This is a genomic window from Kitasatospora sp. NPDC091257, from assembly GCF_044757675.1.
Classification (GTDB): Bacteria; Actinomycetota; Actinomycetes; order Streptomycetales; family Streptomycetaceae; genus Kitasatospora; species Kitasatospora lactacystinica.
This window is the reverse complement of record NZ_JBIVVI010000617.1, coordinates 1-5,445: the sequence shown is the minus strand read 5'-3', so window position 1 is coordinate 5,445 and position 5,445 is coordinate 1. Positions and strand designations below refer to the sequence as shown.

Annotated in this window: 5 protein-coding genes; 1 reads left to right on the top strand and 4 read right to left on the bottom strand. The window is 72.7% G+C overall.

What is annotated here, in order from left to right; all coding sequences use genetic code 11:
- Positions 1 to 44 precede the first annotated feature (44 nt).
- Entirely contained in the window at positions 45 to 371 is a 327-nt protein-coding gene (locus ACIQOV_RS25700) for a hypothetical protein (RefSeq protein ID WP_359898446.1), read from the bottom strand.
- Positions 368 to 757, bottom strand: coding sequence for an SAV_915 family protein (locus ACIQOV_RS25695; protein ID WP_401052258.1), 390 nt, complete (start codon positions 755 to 757; stop codon positions 368 to 370). The genes ACIQOV_RS25700 and ACIQOV_RS25695 overlap by 4 nt, the downstream gene beginning before the upstream one ends.
- Positions 758 to 1,195: 438 nt before the next feature.
- Between ACIQOV_RS25695 and ACIQOV_RS25690 the strand changes: the two genes are divergently transcribed.
- A complete protein-coding gene (locus tag ACIQOV_RS25690; RefSeq protein ID WP_359898448.1) occupies positions 1,196 to 3,418 on the top strand; it encodes an NADP-dependent isocitrate dehydrogenase in 2,223 nt (740 codons plus the stop codon).
- Positions 3,419 to 3,565: 147 nt separating this feature from the next.
- Here the strand turns inward: ACIQOV_RS25690 and ACIQOV_RS25685 are convergent, their stop codons facing one another.
- Both ACIQOV_RS25685 and ACIQOV_RS25680 read right to left on the bottom strand, forming a co-directional pair.
- Entirely contained in the window at positions 3,566 to 4,153 is a 588-nt protein-coding gene (locus ACIQOV_RS25685; RefSeq protein ID WP_380540686.1) for a YdcF family protein, read from the bottom strand.
- Positions 4,154 to 4,324: 171 nt separating this feature from the next.
- On the bottom strand, positions 4,325 to 5,332 hold the full coding sequence (locus tag ACIQOV_RS25680) for a cytochrome c oxidase assembly protein (protein ID WP_401052255.1): 1,008 nt from the start codon (positions 5,330 to 5,332) through the stop codon (positions 4,325 to 4,327).
- Positions 5,333 to 5,445 lie beyond the last annotated feature (113 nt).

The window sequence follows — 5,445 nt, the reverse complement described above, 5'->3', positions numbered from 1 at the left end:
GGGCGCCGGGTCGGCGGCCCGGACCGGCGCCGCTCACGGCACCGCTACGGCACCGGGCGCAGGGTGACCGGGGCCGGGGTGAGGGCGCGCAGGACGAGGTCGATGTGCACCTTGGCGGCGCCCGCGCGGTGCAGGGCGGCGGCGATCGTCCGTAACTCCTCGGGGCCGGTACAGGCGAGGCGCAGTTCGAGGTCGGCCTCGCCGACCAGGGCCAGGCCGCTCTGGACGGCCGGGAACTCCGCCGCGAGGCGGTCGAAGTCGAGCGGGACGGGGCCGTGGCTGATCCGGACGATCGCGTGCAGGGAGCGGGCCGGCTGGGCCCGTACCGCCGGATCCGGACCGTCCGGGACGAGTCGGAGCGGGGCGGTCACCGGCGCTGGAGCCGGGCGGCCGGGGCCGGGGCGGTCGGGGTCGGGGTCGGGGTGAGCGGCGAGGCGGGCGGGGCGGAGACGGGCGGGGCGGTGACGGGCGGGGCGGTGACGGGCGGGGCGGTGACGGGCGGGGCGGTGACGGAGGGGGCGACCAGCCGCGGGTCCAGCACCAGGGTGTCGATCCCGAGCGGGGCGGTGAGGTCACGGAGGGCGGGCTCGCCGAGTTCGGCGTGGGCCTGGTCGGGCCCGAGGAGGGCGACGAGGGCCTCGGGGCTGGAGAATCCGACCGCGCAGCGGCGGCCGTCGCGCAGGCGGAACAGGCGGAGTGCGGTGGTGCTTCCGGTGCCGGAGGCGGTGACCGGAACGTGCCAGACGACGCGGGCCATGCGGATGCTCCCGAGTGGGGTGGTGGTGCCTGCCGGAACTACTGCCTCGACGCTAGGGCGGCCCGGCCCGGGGAGCGCCGGTCCTGACGCGCCGTTGACCGAATGGGGTCGTGCGTTGACGCACTCCTGACGTCCGACTCACCCGAGTGGACCAAACCACTTGTCGAGCGCTCCGCTTGCCGTGCGTGCCGACCCGGACCACCGTGGAGTTCGGCCCCCGGCGCGTCCTTCGCCGCGCCCTGCGTCGAGTCCCCGCTCACGACCGCCCGTCGAGCCCCCGCTCACGGCCGCCGGAGCGTCCCGCCGCGAGCGCCGCGGCGCCCGCCGACCGGACCCGTGCGGGACCGGAACGCGACCGGAAACGGGGGGAGGTGGAGCCGGAGGCCCGTGACGAGATATCTTGACGTCAAGACGTTGGAGACGTGAAGCGGAGTACCGATGACTGACTCGACCATCATCTATACGCACACCGACGAGGCTCCGGCCCTGGCGACCTACTCGTTCCTGCCGGTTGTCCAGGCCTACGCCTCGACCGCGGGTGTGCGCGTGGAGACCCGCGACATCTCCCTGGCCGGGCGGATCATCGCGAGCTTCCCGGAGCGTCTGACCGAGGCGCAGCGGATCGGCGACGCGCTGGCCGAGCTGGGTGAGCTGGCCAAGACCCCGAGCGCCAACATCATCAAGCTGCCGAACATCTCGGCCTCGGTGCCGCAGCTCAAGGCCGCCGTCGCCGAGCTGCAGGCCCAGGGCTACGCCCTGCCGGACTACCCGGACGACCCGCAGACCGACGAGGACAAGGACGTCCGCGCCCGCTACGACAAGGTCAAGGGCAGCGCCGTCAACCCGGTCCTGCGCGAGGGCAACTCGGACCGCCGCGCCCCGCAGTCGGTCAAGAACTACGCCAAGACCCACCCGCACCGCATGGGTGCCTGGACGGCCGACTCGAAGACCAACGTCGCCACCATGGGTGAGAACGACTTCCGGTCCACCGAGAAGTCCGCCGTGATCGCCGCCGACGGTGCGCTGCGCATCGAGCTGCTCGGCGAGGACGGCGCCACCACCGTGCTGCGCGAGAAGGTGCCGGTGCTGGCCGGCGAGGTCGTCGACGCCTCGGTGATGCGGGCCGCCGCCCTGAACGAGTTCCTGGCCGCGCAGGTCGCCCGCGCCAAGGCCGAGGGCGTGCTGTTCTCGGTGCACCTCAAGGCCACCATGATGAAGGTCTCCGACCCGATCATCTTCGGCCACGTGGTCCGCGCCTTCTTCCCGAAGACCTTCGCCAAGTACGGCGAGGTGCTGGTCGCCGCCGGTCTGAACCCGAACAACGGCCTCGGCGGCATCCTGGCCGGCCTCGACAACGTGCCGCACCTGGGCGCCGAGATCAAGGCCTCCTTCGAGGCCGAGCTGGCCGAGGGCCCGGCCCTGGCCATGGTCGACTCCGACAAGGGCATCACCAACCTGCACGTGCCGAGCGACGTCATCGTCGACGCCTCGATGCCGGCCATGATCCGCACCTCCGGCCACATGTGGGGCCCGGACGGCAAGGAGGCCGACACCCTCGCCGTGCTGCCGGACAGCAGCTACTCCGGCGTGTACCAGGCCGTCCTCGACGACTGCCGCGCCCACGGCGCCCTGGACCCGGCGACCATCGGCTCGGTGCCGAACGTCGGCCTGATGGCCCAGAAGGCCGAGGAGTACGGCTCGCACGACAAGACCTTCGAGATCGCCGCCGCGGGCACCGTCCGCCTCGTCGACGCCGAGGGCAACGTGGTGCTGGAGCAGGCCGTCCAGCCGGGCGACATCTTCCGCGCCTGCCAGACCAAGGACCTGCCGATCCAGGACTGGGTCAAGCTGGCCGTCACCCGCGCCCGCGCCACCGGCGTCCCGGCGGTGTTCTGGCTGGACGAGAACCGCGCCCACGACGCGGTGCTGATCGAGAAGGTCAAGCAGTACCTGCCGGAGCACGACACCACCGGCCTGCAGATCGAGATCAAGTCCCCGGTCGAGGCCACCACGTTCTCGCTGGAGCGCATCCGCCGCGGCGAGGACACCATCTCGGTGACCGGCAACGTGCTGCGCGACTACCTGACCGACCTGTTCCCGATCCTGGAGCTGGGCACCAGCGCCAAGATGCTGTCGGTCGTCCCGCTGATGGCGGGCGGTGGCCTCTTCGAGACCGGCGCCGGCGGCTCCGCCCCGAAGCACGTCCAGCAGCTGGTCAAGGAGAACTACCTGCGCTGGGACAGCCTGGGCGAGTTCTTCGCGCTGGCCGCCAGCTTCGAGCACCTGGCCACCACCACCGACAACGCCCGCGCCCAGGTGCTGGCCGACACCCTGGACCGCGCCACTGGCACCTTCCTCAACGAGGACAAGTCGCCGAGCCGCCGCCTCGGTGGCATCGACAACCGCGGCAGCCACTTCTACCTGGCCATGTACTGGGCCCAGGAGCTGGCCGGGCAGACCGCCGACGCCGAGCTGGCCGAGGCCTTCGCCGGCCTGGCCGCGACGCTGACCGAGCAGGAGTCGGCCATCGTGGACGAGCTGATCGCCGTCCAGGGCTCGCCGGTCGACCTCGGCGGCTACTACCAGCCGGACGCGGCCAAGGCCGCGGCCGTGATGCGCCCGTCCAAGACCTTCAACGAGGCGCTCGCCAACCTCGGCTGAACCCGGCCGAGCTGAGCTGACGAGAGGCCCCGGGTCCGCATCGGACCCGGGGCCTCTCGGCGTTCACGCCCGGATCGCCGGATCGCCGGATCGCCGGATCGCCGGACCGTCAGACCGTCGGTTCGGCGTTCACGCCCGGACTGCGGTTCAGGCCCGGCCGAGCAGGGCGAGGGCGGTGCCGACGGCCTCGCGCAGCAGGAGGTACGGGCCGTGGGCCAGCGGGCCGTCCGCGCCGAGCACGGCGGCGGTGGCGCCCGCCCGGCGGGCGGCCAGCGCGGAGCGGACGGTGTGGAAGCCGTTGGTGACCACCGTGCAGCGGTAGCCGGGGCGCTCGGCGGCCATCAGGGCGGCGCTGAACCGCAGGTTCTCGGCGGTGTTCACGGCCCGCTCCTCGCGTCGGATCCGTTCCGCCGGGACGCCCCGGGCGGTCAGGTAGCGGGCCATCGCGGCGGCCTCGGTGCACTCCTCGTGCGGGCCCTTCCCGCCGGTCACCAGGACCAGCGGGGCGTACCCGGCGGCCTCCTCGGCGGCGAAACGTTCCAGCGCGGCGTCCAGCCGGGCCGCCAGCGGGGGACCGGGCTCGCAGCCGTCCAGCGCGGCGCCCAGGACCACCAGGTAGTCGGAGCCGGCCGGCGCGGGCCGACGGCGCTGGTACAGCGCCACGCCGAGGAAGCCGAGCGGCCAGAGCAGGACGGACCCGCAGAGCAGGACGGCGACGAACAGCAGGACGTGCATATCCGTTCGAACGCCCGCGACGGAACGACCGTTCCGGGGCCCGGCGGAACCCCTGTCCCGCGGCCGTTCCGGCCTCCCGTGGGCCGCTGCTCCGCGGGCGGCCGGAAACGGCGGAACCCCCGTTCCGGAGGTGGAACGGGGGTTCCCGGGAACAGGGGTTCCGCGGCGGGCTCAGCCGACGTCGGCCGCCGGGGCGGCGCCGGTGACCGGGGCGGCCGGGGCCGTGCCCGGGCGCCGGTCACGCTTGTGCAAGGAGGCCAGGTAGGCGTTGTACGCCTCCAGCTCGGCGTCGCCGGTGCGCTCCTCGGAGCGGTCGCGGCGGCGGGCCTGCCGCTGCTCGGAGCCCATCCACTGGTAGACCAGCGCGATCAGCACGATCGCGGTCGGGATCTCGCCGAACGCCCAGGTGATGCCGCCGGCCAGCTTCTGGTCCTCCAGCAGGTTCGTCCCCGGTGGCGCGCCCTCCACGGTGAAGGTGGTGACCAGCGGGTGGGCGGCCATCATCACCGCCACGCCGAAGAAGGCGTGGAACGGCATCCCCATGAACAGCTCGATGATCCGCATCACGTGGCCGGGGCGGTGCGGGCCCGGGTCCACGCCCATGATCGGCCAGAAGAACGCCAGACCGGTGAGCAGGAAGTGCACCATCATGAAGATGTGCCCGAGGCGGTACTGCATCAGGAAGTCGAACAACGGGGTGAAGTAGACCCCGTACAGGCTCGCGATGAACATCGGGATGGTGAACGCCGGGTGCGAGACGATCCGGACGTACCGGCTGTGCAGCAGCGCCACCAGCAGCTCGCGCGGCCCGCGCGGACGGCCCTTGCCGGTCGGGCGCAGCGCCCGCAGCGCCAGCGTGATCGGGGCGCCGAGCAGCAGCAGGATCGGCGTCAGCATGGAGAGCACCATGTGCTGGATCATGTGCGCGCTGAACAGCACCATGCCGTAGTCGTTCAGCCCGGTGCAGGTGACCAGCAGCAGGCTGGCGACACCCGCCACCCAGCCCACCATCCGGCCGATCGGCCAGCGGTCGCCGCGCCGGTACAGCCGCACCACGCCCGCCGCGTACAGCCCGAGGAGGACCAGGCCGCCGAGCAGGAACACCCAGTCCGGCGACCAGGTCCAGACGTTGGACAAGGTGAACGGGCCTAGTCGGGTCATCCCGCCGTGGTGGTGCATGCCTGACATTCCGTCGCCCATCGGCGGGTCCCGCTTTCCGTCCTCGTGGTCCCCGGTGGGGGTCCGGTTCGCCCGTTTTGCTTGGTCTACAGCCTAGGTGGGCCTTACCTCGG

Coding starts and splice junctions, on each gene's coding strand:
- ACIQOV_RS25695 (WP_401052258.1), bottom strand. CDS start 757: ATGGCCCGCGTCGTCTGGCACGTTCCGGTCACCGCCTCCGGCACCGGA.
- ACIQOV_RS25690 (WP_359898448.1), top strand. CDS start 1,196: ATGACTGACTCGACCATCATCTATACGCACACCGACGAGGCTCCGGCC.
- ACIQOV_RS25685 (WP_380540686.1), bottom strand. CDS start 4,153: ATGCACGTCCTGCTGTTCGTCGCCGTCCTGCTCTGCGGGTCCGTCCTG.
- ACIQOV_RS25680 (WP_401052255.1), bottom strand. CDS start 5,332: ATGCACCACCACGGCGGGATGACCCGACTAGGCCCGTTCACCTTGTCC.